Genomic DNA, 18,786 nt, shown 5'->3' on the forward strand with positions numbered 1-18,786 from the left:
TTAATGCGCCTCCAGCCAATTATTGCCTAAACCTATTTCCACATCCAATGGAACGGCGAGTTTATGCGCATTTTCCATTTCGGTTTTGATCAAGGTCTTCATTTCTTCCAGCTCAGATTTATAGCAGTCGAACACCAGTTCATCATGTACTTGAAGTAACATTTTGGTCTTGTAATTGCCTTCGGATAACTTTTTATGGATATTGATCATGGCAATTTTAATGATATCGGCTGCACTTCCTTGAATCGGGGCATTCACGGCGTTGCGTTCCGCTGCACCGCGGACCACCGCGTTACTGCCATTGATGTCCTTTAAATACCTTCGTCGTCCTAAAACCGTTTGTACATATCCATTATCGCGCGCAAAATCTACCAATTCGCTCATATAGTTTCTAAGCTTAGGATAGGTTTTGTAGTATGTATCTATAAGCTCTTTTGATTCTGCTCGGGTCAAATCGGTTTGATTGCTTAATCCGAAGGCCGAAACACCATAAATAATCCCAAAGTTGACCGTTTTTGCATTGCTACGTTGCTCACGGGTGACTTCCTCTATGGGTACATTAAAGACTTTTGATGCGGTGGAAGCATGAATGTCCTCACCATTTTTAAACGCTTCGATCATCGTATCCTCTTCACTTAAAGCAGCAATGATACGCAGTTCTATTTGGGAATAATCCGCAGCTAGAAGTATATAATTCTCGTCTCTAGGTACAAAAGCTTTTCGTACTTGCCTTCCCCGTTCCGTTCTAATAGGAATATTTTGCAGATTTGGGTTATTACTGCTTAAACGACCCGTGGCGGCGACTGTTTGCATATAATCTGTATGCACGCGCCCGGTAGTAGGTTCTACCTGTTCCGGTAGCGCATCCACATAGGTACTTTTTAGTTTTGATAAGCCACGGTAGTCCAAGACATCCTTAATAATTTCATGGTCCTTGGCCAAATAGGAAAGCACGTCTTCCGCCGTAGAATACTGACCTGTTTTGGTTTTTTTGGGCTTATCTACCAGTTTCATTTTATCAAAAAGGATTTCGCCCAATTGTTTTGGCGATCCAATATTGAATTCAACTCCGGCGGCTTTATAAATTTTTTGTTCAAGCGTAGCGATATCATTGTTTAAATCCTCGGAAAGTGAATTTAAAAAGGCCTTATCCAGATTGATGCCTTCCAGTTCCATATCCGCAAGGACTTTGAGCAACGGAATTTCTATAGTATTGAACAGCTCGTCCGTTTTTGCTTCGGCCAGTTCCGGTCTAAAATGTTGCGCCAATTGAAAGGTGATATCCGCATCTTCAACGGCATATTCGGTTTGTTTTACCAGTGGCACGTCTCGCATGGAAAGCTGGTTTTTTCCCTTTTTTCCAATGAGTTCCGTGATGGAAACAGGTGTGTAATTCAGATAAGTTTCCGATAATACGTCCATATTATGGCGCATATCCGGATTTATAAGATAATGGGCCAACATGGTATCAAAGAATTTTCCCTTTACCTGAATACCATACTTATCCAAAACTTTGATATCGTATTTGAGATTCTGACCAATTTTTTCGATTTCCTCAGATTCAAAGAAAGGTCGTAACAGTTCTACAATCTCTTGTGCTTCTTCTTTGGCTTCGGGAATAGTAACGTAGAATCCTTTTGTGGGTTCCCAAGAAAAAGCGATACCCACCAATTCTGCGGTCAGAGGATTTAATCCTGTTGTTTCCGTATCAAAACAGACCGAAGTTTGCTTCATCAAATTCTGCAAAAAAAGCTTCATGGCCATTCCCGGAGCAACACTTTGATATACATGGGAGATGTCCTTAATGGTATTTCTACTGTTCGTATCCTTGATGGTGGCCGGAGAGGCACCATCGCCCCCAAAAAGTGAAAATTGTCCGCTACCGGCGGATGCGGATACTTTTTTGGCAGTTTCTGTACTTGTAACCTGAGTTGGGGCAGTGTCTTCCTCCCCGGAAAATATTTTAAGAAACTGGTCCTTTAATCTTCTAAACTCTAACTCCTCAAAAATTTCCTGTACTTTTTCGGCATCAGGTTCACACATTTCATAGTCATTGGCATTGAACGTTACGTCACAATCAGTCTTGATTTTGGCCAATTTTCTTGAAAGTCGTCCTAGTTCGGCATTTTCTTCCACCTTTTCTTTCATCTTGCCTTTCAGCTGGTGGGTATTGGCCAAAAGGCCTTCCATGTCACCAAATTGTTCCAAGAATTTTTTGGCGGTTTTATCCCCTACACCGGGAAGGCCAGGAATATTATCGCTGGCATCGCCCATCATTCCCAAATAGTCGATGACCTGTTCCGGTCTTTCCACTCCAAAACGTTTTTGTACCTCGGGAATTCCCCAAATCTCAATACCGTTCCCCATTCGAGCAGGCCGGTACATAAAAATGTTTTTGGAAACCAATTGCCCAAAATCCTTGTCCGGTGTCACCATAAATACTTTATAATCCTCTTTTTCGGCTTGTTTGGCAAGCGTTCCTATGAGGTCATCCGCTTCATATCCCGCTACTTCTACAAAAGGAATTTTCATCGCTTTCAAAATATTCTGGATGTAAGGCACGGCAATTTTAATGGCGTCCGGTGTTTCGTCTCTATTTGCCTTATAGTCCTCAAACATTTCGGTTCGTTCTACGCTTCCTTCTTTATCAAAAGCAACGGCCAAATGGTCTGGTTTTTCCCTTTTGATAACATCGAACAAAGAATTCATAAATCCCATAATGGCAGAGGTATCCATGCCTTTGGAATTTATTCTGGGATTTTTTATCAGGGCATAGTACCCACGAAAGATCAGTGCATATGCATCAAGTAAAAAAAGTCGTTTTTGTTCTGCCATTTGTAGAAAATTAGAAATACGAAGTTAGCGGTACGAGTTTAAAATCGCTAACATTTTTAAAAGTACGATTTGAATAACATAAAGAAATGATAAATATTCAGATTGTCCTGTAACCTAAAGAAAGCTTTGCGATGGATTATTTATATGACCTTCTTCGGAATACGTGCGATAGCTAAATCCTGGTTGAATGCAATAACCACCCGTTTCCCCTTTTTTGTTGATAGCAATAAAACCGATTTGAAAATCGTTCCTGCCTTCATTTTTTGCCATAATCCGCTTAACGCCTTCCTCACAGGCTTCTTGAGGCGATTTTCCTTGTCGCATCAATTCCACGATTAAAAAACTGCCAACAGTGCGCACCACCTCTTCACCGACACCCGTTGCCGTGGCACCGCCCACCTCGTTATCCACAAAGAGACCTGCCCCAATGATGGGTGAGTCCCCAACGCGTCCTGCCATTTTATAGGCCATTCCGCTGGTGGTACATCCTCCCGCAATATCACCGTTCTTGTCAATGGCCAGCATACCGATAGTATCATGGTTTTCAATATTGATGATAGGTTTGTATTGCGAGGTCTTCTTCCATTCCAGCCATTCTTTTTTGGATTGTTCCGTCAACAAATCGGTCTTTTTAAAACCCTTTTCATAAGCAAACTGTTCCGCACCTTTTCCTGCCAACATAACATGAGGGGTATCTTCCATTACTTTGCGAGCAACGGAAATAGGATTGGCAATGTTCTGCATAGCTAGTACTGCTCCACAATTCCCGTCTTTGTCCATAATGCAGGCATCCAAGGTCACCTTTCCATCTCGGTCCGGTCTGCCTCCTGTTCCCACGGTTTGATTGCTGGCATCGTCCTCTTCAACTTTTACGCCCTGTTCAATGGCATCCAATGCATCTCCGCCATTGCTCAAAACTTTCCAAGCCTTAGCGGAGGCATTGAAAAAATTCCACGTGCAGATAACGATAGGGTTTATATTTTTTTCATTGCTACTGGATATTTTCTTTTCATTTTCGGTCTTACAAGATATCATCAAAGGAGCGGATAGCATACCCGCAGTGGCTGCAGTTGAATTTTTAAGAAAGTTTCTTCTTTTCATCGGAACGGTCTATTTTTAAGGGATTAAATATAATCAATATGATAGTTGAAGTCTGTGCTAATTCTTTGGAATCTGCTTTAAATGCCGAAAAGGGAGGAGCAGACCGTATTGAACTGTGCTCGGAGTTGGGAGTTGGGGGAATTACCCCATCCCACGGTCTGATTCAATTGGTAGTAGAGCGACTTTCCATCCCCGTACACGTGTTGGTACGACCAAGAAGTGGTCATTTTACCTATTCGGAACCGGAAATGGAAGTTCTTCTAAAGGATATTGAAAACTGCAACAATATTGGTGTATCTGGTATCGTCACCGGTGTTTTAAACAAAGATGCCACTATCAATGAGCAACAAATGCGGACTTTGGTGAAAGCGGTAAAACCGCTACATTTTACATTCCATAGGGCTTTTGATTGGGTGCCGAATCCAAAAGCAGCACTTGCGCAGCTCGAGGATATTGGAGTGGATACAATTCTCACTTCGGGGCAAAGCAGTAATGCGGAAAAAGGAATTACACTTTTAAAGGAGCTTGGAAATCATTCGGAAAAAATAACGATTATGGCCGGAGCCGGAATTAATGCGACCAATGTGCATTGGTTTAAAGAACTGGGAATGAAAGCTATACATCTTTCGGGAACTCAATTCGGAAATAGTATTTCCATCAATGATAAGGTGTCCATGAATTCCAGTAATCATTTGGCGGAGCATCATATTGCGGTAACGCAGACGGAAGCAATACGTAAAGTAGTGCAAAGCGTTAAATAAAAATCAAAAATTAGGCGGCCCACTTTAAAAAAATAACTTTGTAAAAAAAGCATATGCTTCGTTGGATACTATTTGTCATCATTTATATTGGTTTGAGTATTTATGTGCTGCAGGCGCTCAAAACGGTGGTGAAACAACCGTGGCCGTATTACTTGTACATTAGTATAGCAGCCTTCGTTTTAGTTAATTTTATATATCAATTTACAGCAGGTGAAGAAGTCGGGAGGGTTTTAAGCAGGCCTAAAAGCTATGCTTTCGGCTTTTTATTGACGATATTGACCTTTAAGGTCATCACGATCGTTTTCTTATTTTCCGAAGATATTTTTAGAATTCTTACTGGTGTCTACCAAAAGATTTTTGGTACCGCACGAGAATTTAGTCTGCCGCAAAGAAGGCGTTTTTTAAGCCTTATGGCGATGGGGATTGCCGCGATACCATTTGGAGCTTTGCTTTATGGGATGTTCAAGGGCAAATATAATTTCAAGGTACTGAAGTATGAGTTGGAGTTTGAAGACCTTCCCGATGGATTCAACGGTTATCAAATCACCCAAATTTCGGATGTGCATAGCGGAAGTTTTGATAATCGAAAAAAAATAGAGTACGCCATCAACCTTATCAACGAGCAGCAAAGCGATGCCATTCTTTTTACAGGGGATATGGTCAATAATAAGACAGAGGAAATGTTGCCATGGGCCGATTTGTTTTCGACCCTCAAAGCTAAGGACGGTAAGTTTTCCGTTTTGGGAAATCATGATTATGGGGATTATATTCCTTGGGAGACCGAAGAATTGAAAAGACAAAACCTTCAAGATTTAAAAGATTTGCAAAAGGAAATGGGTTTTGACCTATTATTGAACGAGCACCGATATCTAGAAAAAAATGGGGACAAAATAGCGCTCATTGGAGTTGAAAATTGGGGAAAGGGTGGTTTTAAAAAAGCGGGGGACCTTAAAAAAGCAACATCCAATATCAACACCAACGATTTTAAAATATTGATGAGTCACGATCCCTCACATTGGGCGGAAGAAGTTATCAGCGATGAGAAACACTTCCATTTAACGTTGAGCGGACATACGCACGGAATGCAGTTTGGGATTGAAATTCCAGGTTGGATTAAATGGAGCCCCGTAAAATGGCGTTATAAACATTGGGCCGGTATCTACAAGGAAATGGGGCAATACATTAATGTAAACAGAGGTTTTGGATTTTTGGGTTATCCGGGTAGGGTAGGTATTTGGCCGGAAATAACGGTCATTACTTTGAGAAAACGACAATTAACATGATTTTAACCTAGCCTTTTGCCCTCAGCAATCTTGGTAACACTAGTATTTTAACATTTTTTACTACATTTGGCGAAGATAGCAAAGCAGTTGATATGTCTAAATTTGGCGAACTTATTGATTTAAATGTTCCTGTACTTCTGGATTTTTATGCAGAATGGAATGAGCAGTCTACTTCCATGCACCCTGTTCTAAGGGACGTTGCCGCTGCACTTGGCGATAAAGGAAAAGTAATTAAAATAGACGTTGACAAAAACAAAGAACTTTCTCAAGCCCTTAGGGTAAAAGGCCTACCCACTTTAATGATTTACAAGAAAGGGGAAATGGTATGGAGACAAAGCGGAGAACAAGATGCCAATACGCTTATAGGCATTTTGAACGAATACGTGTAGATATCCCTATATTCTACCAAATTTATTATCTGGTTAAAGTTTAAAATCCTGTTCCCGATAACAATCAAGAGAAAATCGGGAGGGGGAAAATCTTAAAAAAAGAGATTCCTCTTCGTATCTCATTCGGAATGACAAACCGTTTAATTTTTCACCTATTTAATCCTGGGGTACGAGCCCAGATGTATCCTGTACTGCATCGGTAGCGGTATTGTCATTTCTTATGGTATCCGATATAGGCAAAGTGTCTGACATATCAGGGTCAGTGCCCGAGTCTATAGGAGCAATTTCAGTGTCATCCGTGTCTTTGTAGAAATGCTCGAACTTGTCAATATATTCATTGAAAATCAAGGTTTCCTTTTCCGCAATTTCTCTATCGTCATTAGCTATTAAGGTATCTATATTTCTACGATATGCTTCCATATCAGCAATAATATCATCGATATTGCTATACTGTTCATCAAGATTTGTACTGGCATAGTATTCCAATCTTTCTTGATACTTTGTTTTTAGTTTGTTGAACAATTCCCTTGCTTTTTGTGTTTCGCCTACCTTGTAATATCCATCTACGAAGGGTTCTACCAAAGCATAATATCCGAACAGGTCTACCGGCATGTTGTTCAAGGATATTTCTATGATTTTTTTGGCCTTGTCCATTTTGTTCTCCTGAATAAGCTTTTCCATAAGTCGTGCTAGATTACCACGGTAGGACACACTCTGTATTCTGGTTTGGGTGTCATGGTAAATGTCTTCGCTCCCTGAATTTCCCCAATCCCAATGGGTCAAGATATCATACATTAAATCGGAATCAATTCTGCCCATTTCAAAAGAATTGGGCCTTTCTGTACGGATGGGGACCAACTTGTAGGCCAAACCATCCAATTGTAGATAATCTTTCATCCAAAGGTATTCGGCATTGTCAAAACTACCTCCGGAAAAATATATGGGTCTTTTCCAGTCGTTATTTGCCAAAATATCCAGCATCATCATGCTTTTTTTGGTGATGACTCCTGGTAAATCAATATCAATATAATCTACAATTTCCGCTGAATCTTTTTCTTTGACCAATCCACTGGCCAAGGCATTTGCCTTGTTTACGGGAACCCTTATCTTATTGGTAGGGTAGAACACCATATTCTGTGTTTCTTCGGAATAGTTGCTGAGGTCCGCACCATTTTGCTCAAAAAGATATTTCAACTTGGTTCTTGGCTTGTCACTATCGATCCAATTGATAAAATCTTTGATATCCCATCTTTTTTCTGTAATTCCTTGATGGTAAAGTACATCTCTATTCCCTGTTCTATACTTTTCATGTGTTATTTGTGAGGGTATGGGGTCGCTTTCATATGCTTTCTTTTTCATTTGGTCTACATACCAATCCGTTTCAAAAAGACTGGTACAGACAATGCGCACGTCTGTACGGTATCCTTCGATTTCTTGTGCATACCATAACGGAAACGTATCATTATCACCAATTGTAAAGAGTATGGCTCCTGCGTCTTTTTGGCAGGAATCCAGATAAGCTTTTGCCGATGCATTTGCGGTGAACCTATTGGAGCGGTCATGATCGTCCCAATTCTGCACAGCCATCACAGTAGGTACCGCCAAGAGGCATATAACGACCACTACCGGTGCCAGAATTTTAGGAGTAAGCCAATCTTTAAAACCATCATAGAGCCCGTAAACACCTATTCCTATCCAAATAGCAAAAATATAGAAGGAACCGACCAACGAGTAATCACGTTCACGGGGCTGAAATATATACGGATTTGTGTAAAATTGAATAGCAAGTCCTGTGAACAGAAAAAATATCATTAATACCCAAAACTGTTTCACGTCTTTGGAAAATTGAAATACAATACCGATAATCCCTAAAAGCAAGGGCAAAAAGAAATAGGTATTCCTGCCTTTATTGTTTTCAATATCGCTTGGTAAATTATACTGACTGCCCAAACGCCAACTGTCAAAGAATTTTATGCCGCTCAACCAATTTCCGTTGTCATTGTATCTGCCTTGAACATCATTTTGCTTCCCGACAAAGTTCCACATAAAGTAACGCAAGTACATGTAATTGAATTGAAACTCTAACATGTACTTGATATTGTCCCAAACGGATGGGGGCTCCACTTCTATATAATCGCTAAATCGTTTTAAGAAGCTGATGTACTGTTCCGCATCGATTTCACCATTGGCAAAACCTTCTTTTACCTGCTTCACGGCTTGGCGCAATTCTTCGTTGGATTGTGTCATCCTAAATTCCAACGGCCCAAAATACTGCATGTAATTTTCGGCATGTTGGGAACTCCATAACCTCGGTAAGATACCTTGATGCTTTGGGTTTGGGCCTTGAATAGCATTCTTGTATTTATTTACTACGATATATTTGCCCAAAGTATAATCTTTTTCGTATTTGGGCTTACCATCTTCATCTTCCCCTGGAGGCGCAAACATATCGGAATAGTAGGTCCCATAGATTGGGCTGTCCACACCGGGGTATTGTTCTCGATTATAATAGGCCAAAAGTGCTCTGGCATCCTCTGGATTATTTTCATTGATGACCACATTGGCATTGGCCCGTATGGGAAGCATCAGCCAAGAGGAAAAACCAAGAAATAGAAACATGAGGCACAATACTATGGTGTTTCCGGTCCTGTAATTATTTTTCCTGGTATAATTGAGACCGAAATAAAATGCAGCGATAAACAAAAGTCCTATGATTATGGAACCTGAATTAAAGGGAAGCCCAATGCTGTTGATGAAGAATACTTCTCCCCATCCGAACAATTTTAAAACATAGGTTAACGAAAATTTGTAGACCAACATTAGAATGGCTATAACCGCAATATTGGCCAATAGGAAATTTTTGACCGTAGTCTTCTTATATGTTTTGAAGTAGTATAGCAAACCTATGGAAGGGATGGCCAAGAAGCCCATGAACTGAATTCCAAAAGTGAGTCCTATGACGAAAGAGATAAGAATGATCCACCGGTTGCCTCTGGGGTCGTCCAAATTGTCCGTCCACTTAAGGCCCAACCATAACAAAAGTGCCATGATAAAACTGGCCATGGCATACACCTCTGTCTCTACGGCATTGAACCAGAAACTGTCCGAATAGGTGAAAGCCAAAGCACCTACTAAACCACTGCCCAGAATGGCAATTGCCCTGCTATTGGTGAGTTTTTCATCTTTGTCCAATAATTTTCCGGTAATATTGGTAATGGTCCAGAACATGAACAAAATGGTGAAAGCACTGGACACGCCGGAAACCAAATTCACCATCATGGCCACTTGGTTATTTTCAAGGGCGAACATGGAGAAAAATGCCCCGATCATCTGTAACAAGGGCGCACCAGGCGGATGGCCTACTTGAAGCTTGGCGGCCGTGGCAATATATTCCCCGGCATCCCAAAAACTATTGGTCGGCTCTACGGTAATGAAATAAGTTATAAGTGCTATAAAAAAAACGGCCCAACCCAGTAGGGTATCCCATTTTCGGAAGTTCTTTGAAAACATGTAACCTTGGTTAAAGCTATTGGGCGAATTTACTAATTAAAACAGAGAACAGGCTATAATTTTCATAAACCTTTAACAGGCTTTTTGATAGTAATTTTTGGATTATTGTATTGAAAAATGTTTGCGCATACCAAACTTTGTTTTAAATTTGCACGCTCGAATGTGAAACTTATTGTTCCACATTTAGAGATTGGCCCATGGTGTAATTGGCAACACTCCGGTTTTTGGTACCGTCATTCAAGGTTCGAGTCCTTGTGGGCCAACAGAAATTTAGAAAATCCCACTGCATTACTGCTGTGGGATTTTTTATGTGATGATTTCTCATCATCAATTTCTTTCAAAAAATATAGCATGTTATTTATCGATAAAAAATAGCATATTATACATCTTTTTGTAATCGATTTCTGATAATTTGTATCTTGCTTCTCGATTTGAGTTAAGATAGCTTTTGATAAAGAACCTATTTTGTTCAATGCATATTTAGTTTTACCCCACCTTAAAACTATTAGTTTATGAATTTGACCGCTAAAAACTTAAAGATAATTTTAGTACTCGTAGTTGTAAGCTTTGGTGTGGGTATCTATTTGCAGCATTTACAGCACGAAAAGAGTACTGCCCACGCTTGGAAAGCCAATAGGTACAATCTTTCCCGTTTCAACAAAATTACCGAATTCAACAAAAAAATGAATGCGGGTAATTGGCGTGCGATGCAGGATAGTATTAAGGGTGAGTTGGACACGCTTATGATTCTTCGGTTTAGAAAAGAAATGGACAGCCTAAACGATGTTGCGCTACCAGAAAAAAAGCAAAGCGCCTCCTTATTGAACACAACTTTTTCGGAATAATGATTTTGCTAAGGGTTGAGCTTATTCGTTAAGATTACCAAGTGAATCATCAATTTCTGGAAAATCTTTTTTTGTTTCCTTCTCCATCGAATTTTCCTCAAGGGCTTCAGAATCCGTTCGTTCTCTCAATAGGTCTTCGGCTTTATTTCTTTCTATATATTCTTCATCAATTTCATCGAGTAACGTATTCATCTTGCGTTTATCCTTGATCATGGCCCAGGTCATAATGAGACTTGTTGCGATGATGACAAAAAGCAAAATTCCTGATTCGAAATTGGCAACCTGTGCTTGCGCGGGAATCGCATAGAACAGGAGTACGGTAATCAATCCTCTTGGTGCCACGAAAAGCTGTGGTAGAGTATCCTTTCCTATGAATACCCTTAAGATTAAAAATCGGATTCCGTAAATCGATATTGCTATCAAAATACTGATCAATGCCACATTAAAGTTAAATAAAGAGCCAATGGCAATGCTCAATCCAAAAACAACAAAGAAAAAGGTACGTACGACAAAAGCCGTTTCCAATGTTATGATATGGAGTTCATGGTAAATTTGATTGAGTTTGTCATTTTCTAAAAACACGGCCATTTTTCCCGGAAAAAATAATTTTACATTGGCAATGACCAAGCCAAAAATGAGAATAATGATCAGTGAGGATAAATGTAATTTTTTACCAATGGCGTAAAGTAACAGAAGTACCGCTATCAACAAAAAAAGCTTTGCCTGGCTCTTGATTTGTTGAAATATTAGAATAATGGCATAACTAGCTGCCAGTCCAATAACGATCGTTAAAATTAAATTTCCTGCAAAACCGACTACTCCTGCGTCTTCTGCCGGGTTTAATCCACCTATAAGGTAATAGAACATCATAATGCCCATAATGTCGGAAAAGGTGCTTTCATAAATATGAAATTCTTTTTTGTCCTCTGAAAGTCCGCTTACGCTAGGTATGATAATGGCGCTTGAAAGAATGGATAATGGTGTGGCATAAATAAGTGCGGACTGCATGGACATATCCGGGATGAATTGATATAAAATAAGCGCCGCAACGTATGCTGAGCCTACCAGCCCTATTAGGGCAATGGCCATTGATTTTAGAATAGGCACCAATTTTTCTCGCTTTAGTTCCAATTCCAGTGCCGCTTCCAAGACGATCATGATGAGCCCTACGATGCCAAGAATTTCTAGTCCGCCCGAAAAATCCAGTGCTTCCGGAACAAAATATTTTAGGACATACTGTAAAATAATGCCAAGAACAATGAGCATTAATACGGATGGAATATTGGTTTTTTTGGAAATACCGTTAAACCAAAAAGATAAAATTATAATAACGGAAGCCTCTATAATAAGGTTGTAGGAAGATAAAATATCCATGGTTAGTCTGTTTTATAGTCTAAAAATAGACTTTTCCTTTTTAGGTAACGCTTCAAGTTACTTTTAAAGTGTTTTAGAGCCTATAAAAATAGCTGCAATTTGTATGTTGGAAAGCTATTGTTTAAAAACAGAATTATTGTATCTTTGCAGCACTGAAAGAATAGCAGTTGTATTCATGAGGGGACATTTTGTCCCCTCTTTTATTACTTGATTTTATGTTAAAGGAAAACGTAAAAAAGCTTTTGGAGGCAGGATTGGCAGCAGATGAGTCGCTTTTTTTGATTGATTTTTCAGTAACTGCGGACAATATGATAAAAGTGGTCATAGATGGTGACCATGGCGTTACCGTAGAAGATTGTATAAAAATAAGCAGGGCCATAGAGCATAACTTGGACAGGGAAGAAGAAGATTTTTCTTTGGAGGTCGCTTCGGCAGGAGCAGCGGCACCCATGACGATGCCTAGGCAATATAAAAAGAACATAGGAAGAAAATTGGAGGTAACAACCTTGGATGCCAACTATGAAGGTACGCTTACCGCTGCAGATGACGAACAAATTGTGCTGGAGTGGAAGGCAAGAGAACCAAAACCAATTGGAAAAGGTAAACATACGGTTCAGAAAAGACAGGAATTATCTTTTACTGAAATAACGAAAGCAAAAGTTGTATTAAAATTTTAATTGTAAGCACTAATGGAAAATATCGCGTTAATTGAATCTTTCTCAGAGTTTAAGGATGATAAATTCATAGACAGGGTAACGCTCATGGCAATTTTGGAAGATGTTTTCAGAAATGCATTAAAAAAGAAATTCGGTTCGGATGATAATTTTGATATTATCATCAACCCGGATAAGGGAGATTTGGAGATTTGGCGTAATCGTATCGTTGTGGAAGATGGCGAAGTTGAGGAACCCAACGAAGAAATTTCACTATCAGAAGCGCGTAAGATCGAGCCGGATTTTGAGGTAGGTGAGGATGTTTCCGAAGAAGTGAAGTTGATAGATTTGGGAAGAAGGGCAATTTTGGCACTGCGCCAAAACCTGATTTCTAAAATCCACGAGCATGATAATACCACCATATATAAACAATTCAAGGATTTAGAGGGTGAGATATACACCGCTGAGGTACACCATATCCGTCATAAGGCGGTAATTTTATTGGATGATGAAGGCAACGAGATTATCCTCCCAAAAGACCGTCAGATTCCGTCGGACTTTTTTAGAAAAGGCGATAATGTAAGAGGTGTTATTGAAAGCGTTGAATTGAAAGGGGCTAAGCCTACCATTATTATGTCCCGAAGCTCTCCGATTTTTTTGGAACAATTATTTTTTCAGGAGATACCGGAAGTTTTTGACGGATTGATTACTATTAAAAAAGCCGTCCGTATTCCTGGGGAAAAAGCAAAAGTTGCCGTGGATTCCTATGATGATCGTATAGATCCGGTGGGGGCTTGTGTGGGGATGAAAGGTTCCCGTATTCATGGAATTGTACGCGAATTGGGCAATGAGAACATTGACGTTATCAATTGGACCAATAATCCTCAATTATTGGTTACCAGGGCATTGAGCCCAGCTAGGGTTTCTTCCGTGAAACTCAATGATGAAAAAATGACGGCTCAGGTGTACCTAAAACCAGAGGAGGTTTCCAAGGCCATTGGTAGAGGAGGTCACAATATTAGATTGGCAGGCCAATTAACAGGTTATGAGATAGATGTATTCCGGGAAGGGGTTGAAGAAGATGTTGAATTAACGGAGTTTTCAGATGAAATTGATGCTTGGATTATTGAAGAATTCAAAAAAATTGGTTTGGATACGGCGAGAAGCGTTTTGGAACAAGATGCGGATGATTTGGTGAAACGTACGGATTTAGAGGAAGAAACAATTTTAGAAGTTGTGCGCATCCTCAAAGAAGAATTAGAAGATTAGCTATATATTAGCACATAAAATAAAGAACGGGAATCAGTATTTATGGCAGAGAGTGCAACAGTAAGACTTAATAAAGTTCTTCGTGAACTTAATATTTCCTTGGACAGGGCAGTAGATTTTCTGAACAGCAAAGGACATGATGTGGAGGCGCGCCCTACCACGAAAATTTCCAATGAGGTATATCAGGTGCTACTTGACGAGTTCCAGACGGATATGAGCAAGAAAGTTGCATCCAAGGAAGTAGGAGAGGAAAAGCGCAAGGAGAAAGAGGCCATAAGGATTCAATTGGAGGAGGAGCAGGAAGAGCGTAGGCTTGCCCGTGAGAGAAGAAATGCTGCTTCCGAGAATGTTATCAAAGCAAAAGCTGAGCTTTCCGGACCTAAGACGGTTGGTAAAATCGATTTAAATCCTAAGAAAAAAGCGGCTGAGGCATCAAAAGAAGAGGTAAAGGAAGAAATAAAAGAAATAAAAGAAGTTGAAGAGGTAAAAGAAGTTGCTGTTCCATCCGCCGATACCAAAACGGCAGAGATGCCCAAGGCCAAAAAGGAAAAAGCGGCTGAAAAACCCAAAACCGAGGAGGCCGGCGCGGAACAAGAGCCAGAACCTGAAACGTTAGAAACACAATACAAAAAATTGTCGGGCCCAAAAATTACGGGAGACAAAATAGACCTTACCAAGTTTCAGAAACCAAAGAAAAAGAAAGAGGACGAAAAGTCCGGAGCGGGTGCAGACCGTAAAAAACGGCGTAAGCGCATCGTTAGCAAAAATTCCCAAAGCCCTAGTAGGAATACTGGAGGAAATGATAAAAGGGGTGGCGGAAGGCGTTTTGCCCAAGCCAATAAAGTAGAACCTACTGAGGAAGATGTACAAAAACAAGTACGGGAAACCTTGGAGAAACTACAAGGAAAATCCAAAAAAGGGAAAGGAGCTAAATACAGAAGAAGCAAGCGAGATCAACATCGTGAGCAGACTGAAAAAGACCTGGAGCAACAGGAACTGGAAAGTAAAATCCTTAAAGTAACGGAGTTTGTTACGGCAAGCGAGGTAGCAACGATGATGGAGGTTTCTACTACGGAAATCATTTCCGCATGTATGTCTTTGGGGATTATGGTAACCATGAACCAACGTTTGGATGCGGAGACTTTGACCATCGTAGCCGAAGAGTTTGGTTATGAAGTGGATTTCGTTACCGCTGATATTGAGGAAAGTATCGTTGAGGAAGAGGACGATCCAAAAGATCTGGAACCAAGGGCCCCGATCGTTACCGTTATGGGTCACGTAGATCATGGTAAAACTTCTTTATTGGATTATATCCGTGAGGAAAATGTAATTGCTGGAGAAAGTGGTGGTATTACCCAACATATTGGAGCATATGGTGTTACGTTGCAAAACGGGCAAAAGATATCCTTTTTGGATACACCGGGTCACGAGGCTTTTACGGCAATGCGTGCAAGAGGTGCCCAAGTAACGGATATCGCTATTATTGTAATTGCCGCGGACGACGATATTATGCCCCAAACAAAGGAGGCTATCAGTCACGCGCAGGCAGCTGGTGTTCCTATCGTTTTTGCAATAAACAAGATCGATAGACCAACGGCCAATCCAGATAAGATAAAAGAAGGGCTTGCCCAAATGAATTTGTTGGTCGAGGATTGGGGGGGTAAAATACAGTCCCATGATATTTCGGCTAAAGATGGTACAGGGGTCAAAGAGCTACTTGAAAAAGTATTATTGGAGGCCGAGCTTTTGGAATTAAAGGCAAATCCGGACAAATTGGCTACGGGAACCGTGGTAGAGGCCTTCTTGGACAAAGGAAAGGGATACGTTTCCACAATACTGGTGCAAGCAGGGACACTTAAAATTGGGGATTATGTTTTAGCGGGAACTTGTAGTGGTAAGGTCAAGGCAATGCAGGACGAACGCGGAAAAGAGGTAAAAGAAGTTGGACCTTCCCAGCCTATTTCTATTTTAGGATTGGACGGAGCACCTCAGGCAGGTGACAAATTCTATGTATTGGATGATGAGCGTGAAGCGAAGCAAATCGCGACGAGAAGGTCTCAATTGCAACGTGAGCAATCTGTAAGGACACAGCGACATATTACGTTGGATGAAATTGGTAGGCGAATCGCATTGGGTGATTTCAAAGAATTGAACATTATCCTTAAAGGTGATGTGGATGGTTCTGTGGAGGCATTGACAGATTCTTTTCAAAAGTTATCTACGGATGAAATCCAGGTGAATATCATTTATAAAGCAGTTGGACCTATTACGGAGTCCGATGTGTTGTTGGCTTCGGCTTCCGATGCGGTTATTATAGGGTTTAATGTAAGGCCGATGGGCAACGCCAAGGCTATTGCTGAGAAAGAGGAGATAGACATCCGTATGTATTCCATAATTTATGATGCCATCAACGACCTGAAAGATGCGATGGAAGGAATGCTTTCGCCAGAAATGAAGGAAGAGATTACGGGTACGGCGGAAATCAGGGAAACATTCAAGATTTCTAAAATCGGAACCATAGCAGGTTGTATGGTTACCAGTGGTAAAATCTTTAGAAATTCCAATATTAGATTAATTCGGGACGGTGTCGTTATATATACCGGAACCTTGGCTTCTTTAAAACGATTTAAAGACGATGTTAAGGAAGTTGCCAAAGGGTACGATTGTGGTCTTCAGGTCAAGAATTATAATGATATTCAAGTGGATGATATTGTTGAGGCTTTCCAAGAAGTGGCCGTCAAAAAGAAACTGAAAACGAAATAAGAATCATATAGATAAGAGCAAAAAAAATCGACCTATTTGGTCGATTTTTTTGGTTTTAATAACATTGCGTTTGGATACTTTTCCCGTACCTCGTTGAATTTTCTTTCGGCTGTCATTTTATCTTTGAAACGTCCTACGCGAACGCGATATGTAGGGGAGTCAAAATCTATTTTTGAGTAAAGCCCGGGGAAGTCTTGTTCAACACTGTTTTTTATGGATTGTGCTTTATTGTAATCCCCAAAACCAACTTGAATTCTGTAGTATTCATTACTCTTTAATGCGCTTTTGTAAATACTTAAAAGCTCAGTTATCTGTGGGTCTTGTTCTATGTTGATTTGGCCTTCTTGTGCTTGAGATGTATACGTAATCAAGGCAAAAAAAGACAAGGCTATTATTTTTTTCATGACATAGTATTAAGTCAATTTTACTGATTGCAAATGTAAATTTTTAAGACATAAATGGTTATGATTTTAACTTATTTAGAAAAACTCTAAATTAGAAATTATAACTCCATTAACATTTTTTCAAATAAAGTCTATGTCGTATTTTTGCATTCGATTTAGGTATGTTTTTTGTGTTTTTCCAACTGTAGATTGGGCTAAAATCGTGCCAAGATTATGATTGAAATATCCGATATATGAAAAAGGTTCCATACCGCAATCAGTTTTCTAAATTTTTAGGGTTAAGTCTTACCGTTTTTTTACTTTTTTCTGTTTCCATTAATGCTCAAGAGGAGGTTGCCGAAGAAGCACCTGCTGAGGCAACCGTGGATGGCAATCCTGCTAAGGGAAAATCGCTCTTTAATCAAAATTGTGCTGCTTGTCATGCCTTGAACAGAAAGATGACGGGTCCGGCATTGGCCAATGTGGAAACACGTTTGGCAGAGGAAGAAGGGTTAGACCGTGAATGGCTGTACAGATGGATCAAGAACAGTCCCGGAATGATAAAATCCGGGGATGCATATGCAAACAAAATTTACGCGGAATACAACCAAGCTGCAATGACAGCTTTTCCTACGCTGTCCAATGCGGATATAGATGATATTTTGGCATATACTGCCGCTCCGCCACCTGAAAAAACTGCACCTACTGGTGATGCTGCAACTGCGGTAGCAGCCAGTAGTAATTCTTCTGGGATATCAAACGAAATTATATTGGGTGCGTTGGTATTGGTTTTTGGTCTACTGGTGGTGATGTTGTTCTTGGTGAACAATACCTTAAGACGAATTGCAGAAGCTAATGGGATTACGGTTGAAAGGGAAAAATCGGAAAAACGCACACCAATTTGGAAAGCTTTTGCGCAGAATCAGTTTTTGGTATTGGTAACGGCTATATTCCTGTTGTTGGGAAGTGCCTATTTCGCATACGGATGGATGATGCAAGTGGGGGTGGACCAAGGATATGCTCCAATACAGCCTATACACTATTCGCACAAGATACACGCTGGCGACAATAAAATTGAATGTAAGTATTGTCACTCTTCGGCAAGGGTTTCCAAGCATTCAGGAATTCCTTCGCTTAACGTATGTATGAATTGTCATAAATCCATTTATGAGTATAAGGGCAATCCAGAAGGGCCAACTCAAGAAGATTTGGCAAACGGTTACACCAATGAATTCTACACAAAAGAAATCAAGAAGTTATATAAAGCTGTTGGTTGGGACGAAGAGAATCAAAAATATACGGGGGAGAGCCAACCGGTGGAATGGGTGAGAATTCACAATTTGCCGGATTTCGCCTACTTCAACCACTCACAGCACGTTTCCGTTGCCGGTTTGGAATGTCAAACCTGTCATGGCCCGGTTGAGGAGATGGAGATTATGTATCAATATTCTTCATTGACTATGGGATGGTGTATCAATTGTCACAGGGAAACCAATATTAAGGTCGAAGGCAATGAGTATTACGAAAAAATTCATGCGGAACTTTCCAAGAAATATGGAGTAGAGACATTGACAGCTGCGCAGATGGGCGGTTTGGAATGTGGAAAGTGTCACTATTAAT

General features: G+C 40.3%; 13 protein-coding genes and 1 tRNA gene. 9 read left to right on the forward strand and 5 right to left on the reverse strand.

Annotation, left to right across the window (positions count from 1 at the left end):
• Together polA and ACKWBX_RS03720 are read right to left on the reverse strand one after the other, a co-directional pair.
• Complete coding sequence (polA, locus tag ACKWBX_RS03715) at positions 1-2,835, reverse strand: DNA polymerase I (RefSeq protein ID WP_413967302.1); 2,835 nt, start codon at positions 2,833-2,835, stop codon at positions 1-3.
• A 114-nt stretch (positions 2,836-2,949) separates the two neighbouring features.
• Positions 2,950-3,936 (reverse strand): isoaspartyl peptidase/L-asparaginase family protein, encoded by a 987-nt coding sequence (locus ACKWBX_RS03720; RefSeq protein ID WP_413967303.1) that lies wholly within the window; start codon positions 3,934-3,936, stop codon positions 2,950-2,952.
• 38 nt (positions 3,937-3,974) lie between these two features.
• On the opposite strand from ACKWBX_RS03720, the gene ACKWBX_RS03725 reads away from it, so the two are divergent.
• From ACKWBX_RS03725 to ACKWBX_RS03735, 3 genes are all read left to right on the forward strand, one after another.
• On the forward strand, positions 3,975-4,697 hold the full coding sequence (locus ACKWBX_RS03725) for a copper homeostasis protein CutC (protein WP_413967304.1): 723 nt from the start codon (positions 3,975-3,977) through the stop codon (positions 4,695-4,697).
• Positions 4,698-4,750: 53 nt separating this feature from the next.
• The gene (locus ACKWBX_RS03730) at positions 4,751-5,980 is read left to right on the forward strand and encodes a metallophosphoesterase (RefSeq protein WP_413967305.1); all 1,230 of its coding nucleotides are present in this window, start codon (positions 4,751-4,753) and stop codon (positions 5,978-5,980) included.
• 92 nt (positions 5,981-6,072) lie between these two features.
• Positions 6,073-6,369: a thioredoxin family protein gene (locus ACKWBX_RS03735; RefSeq protein WP_413967306.1), complete on the forward strand. Its 297-nt coding sequence runs from the start codon at positions 6,073-6,075 to the stop codon at positions 6,367-6,369.
• A gap of 156 nt (positions 6,370-6,525) precedes the next feature.
• Here ACKWBX_RS03735 and ACKWBX_RS03740 read toward each other — a convergent pair whose 3' ends face one another.
• Entirely contained in the window at positions 6,526-9,879 is a 3,354-nt protein-coding gene (locus tag ACKWBX_RS03740) for a glycosyltransferase family 117 protein (RefSeq protein ID WP_413967307.1), read from the reverse strand.
• 191 nt (positions 9,880-10,070) lie between these two features.
• Between ACKWBX_RS03740 and ACKWBX_RS03745 the strand changes: the two genes are divergently transcribed.
• Together ACKWBX_RS03745 and ACKWBX_RS03750 are read left to right on the forward strand one after the other, a co-directional pair.
• A tRNA-Gln gene (locus ACKWBX_RS03745) sits at positions 10,071-10,142 on the forward strand.
• 249 nt (positions 10,143-10,391) lie between these two features.
• Positions 10,392-10,724 carry a hypothetical protein gene (locus ACKWBX_RS03750; protein ID WP_413967308.1) on the forward strand — a complete coding sequence of 111 codons (333 nt, stop codon included), beginning with the start codon at positions 10,392-10,394 and terminating at the stop codon, positions 10,722-10,724.
• 21 nt (positions 10,725-10,745) lie between these two features.
• On the opposite strand, the gene ACKWBX_RS03755 is transcribed toward ACKWBX_RS03750, so the two are convergent.
• Positions 10,746-12,098 (reverse strand): cation:proton antiporter domain-containing protein, encoded by a 1,353-nt coding sequence (locus tag ACKWBX_RS03755; RefSeq protein ID WP_413967310.1) that lies wholly within the window; start codon positions 12,096-12,098, stop codon positions 10,746-10,748.
• Positions 12,099-12,313: 215 nt separating this feature from the next.
• Here ACKWBX_RS03755 and rimP point away from each other — a divergent pair, with 215 nt between their 5' ends.
• Genes rimP through infB form a run of 3 tightly spaced genes read left to right on the forward strand, consistent with a single transcriptional unit; the run spans position 12,314 to position 16,783 of the window.
• Entirely contained in the window at positions 12,314-12,775 is a 462-nt protein-coding gene (rimP, locus tag ACKWBX_RS03760; protein ID WP_413967311.1) for a ribosome assembly cofactor RimP, read from the forward strand.
• Positions 12,776-12,787: 12 nt separating this feature from the next.
• Positions 12,788-14,020: a transcription termination factor NusA gene (gene nusA, locus ACKWBX_RS03765; protein WP_413967312.1), complete on the forward strand. Its 1,233-nt coding sequence runs from the start codon at positions 12,788-12,790 to the stop codon at positions 14,018-14,020.
• A gap of 42 nt (positions 14,021-14,062) precedes the next feature.
• Positions 14,063-16,783, forward strand: a complete 2,721-nt coding sequence (gene infB / locus ACKWBX_RS03770) for a translation initiation factor IF-2 (RefSeq protein WP_413967313.1) — start codon at positions 14,063-14,065, stop codon at positions 16,781-16,783.
• 32 nt (positions 16,784-16,815) lie between these two features.
• On the opposite strand, the gene ACKWBX_RS03775 is transcribed toward infB, so the two are convergent.
• Complete coding sequence (locus ACKWBX_RS03775) at positions 16,816-17,187, reverse strand: SPOR domain-containing protein (RefSeq protein WP_413967314.1); 372 nt, start codon at positions 17,185-17,187, stop codon at positions 16,816-16,818.
• A gap of 233 nt (positions 17,188-17,420) precedes the next feature.
• On the opposite strand from ACKWBX_RS03775, the gene ACKWBX_RS03780 reads away from it, so the two are divergent.
• The gene (locus ACKWBX_RS03780) at positions 17,421-18,785 is read left to right on the forward strand and encodes a cytochrome c3 family protein (protein WP_413967316.1); all 1,365 of its coding nucleotides are present in this window, start codon (positions 17,421-17,423) and stop codon (positions 18,783-18,785) included.
• The last annotated feature ends 1 nt before the right edge of the window (position 18,786 follow it).

The sequence above is a fragment of the Maribacter algae genome (assembly GCF_047345745.1).
Taxonomy (GTDB): domain Bacteria; phylum Bacteroidota; class Bacteroidia; order Flavobacteriales; family Flavobacteriaceae; genus Maribacter.